At 51.4% G+C, this 700-nt stretch carries 3 protein-coding genes; all 3 read left to right on the top strand.

Going from position 1 to position 700, the window contains the following annotated elements; all coding sequences use genetic code 11:
- A partial coding sequence (locus E1189_RS24440; RefSeq protein ID WP_230459874.1) for a hypothetical protein occupies nucleotides 1-274 on the top strand: 274 nt, incomplete at its 5' end.
- A complete protein-coding gene (locus E1189_RS00790) occupies nucleotides 267-476 on the top strand; it encodes a hypothetical protein (protein ID WP_155158225.1) in 210 nt (69 codons plus the stop codon). The genes E1189_RS24440 and E1189_RS00790, both read left to right, overlap by 8 nt.
- Nucleotides 463-700: hypothetical protein (locus E1189_RS00785; RefSeq protein ID WP_155158224.1), on the top strand; the 238-nt coding region annotated here is incomplete at its 3' end. The genes E1189_RS00790 and E1189_RS00785, both read left to right, overlap by 14 nt.

Here is a 700-nt window from a genome sequence, read left to right as displayed (position 1 = left end):
TTGGGCCGATCTTCGCAAGAAAATTTTCCTCGCTTGCCAAGGGCTGGCGCTGTCTCGGATTGTTGATTTGCCAGGAATCAAGAAGGAGCCGTGGCTTTTGCGTGAACTTTTTTGGCGAATGACGTCTCGGGGTTATCAGGACGCTGAAAACCTCATCAACACTCTTCATCAGGGCGAGCTGACTCGAGCTGAGTGGCGCACGATTGACGCAACGGTTCGAGTGCGTGTTTCAGAACCTGAATGTGTTCGCTGGTGGGGGAGCCGTGATGACTGACAGCAATGAAATCGAATCCATCCGGCGTGATCTCGATGAGGTCATGCAGTTCATCGCCGACAATCTCAAGGCTGATCAAATCCTCGCTCGGAAAATGATTGCTCTCAACCGGCGAATTTCTAAGGCCGAAACTGATTTGGTTTGTGAAATGCTTACAAAGTATCAACTTGAGAGATGCGAGGTCGCAAATGAGCAATGCTGATGTTGTTGCACTGACCCAAATTGAGCTGAAGCAAGCAAGGGGGCTGTACGAGAAAGTTCGCGTTGCCGGTGACCAGCTTTATCAGCAAAGGGAATTGCTTCCAGCTAGCGCACAGCCTGAACTAGTGGGGGCTATTTCTCAGGCCGAAGATACACTGTTATCAGCGCTACACGATGCACAGGAGCGCATGCAGCGCCTTGAAATTGTGCTTGCGCGTGAGGGGG

Origin of the sequence: Parendozoicomonas verongulae (genome assembly GCF_009711465.1) — a bacterium.
GTDB classification, from domain to species: Bacteria; Pseudomonadota; Gammaproteobacteria; order Pseudomonadales; family Endozoicomonadaceae; genus Sansalvadorimonas; species Sansalvadorimonas verongulae.
This window is presented reverse-complemented; position numbering and strand designations above follow the sequence as displayed.

Coding starts and splice junctions, on each gene's coding strand:
- E1189_RS00790 (WP_155158225.1), top strand. CDS start 267: ATGACTGACAGCAATGAAATCGAATCCATCCGGCGTGATCTCGATGAG.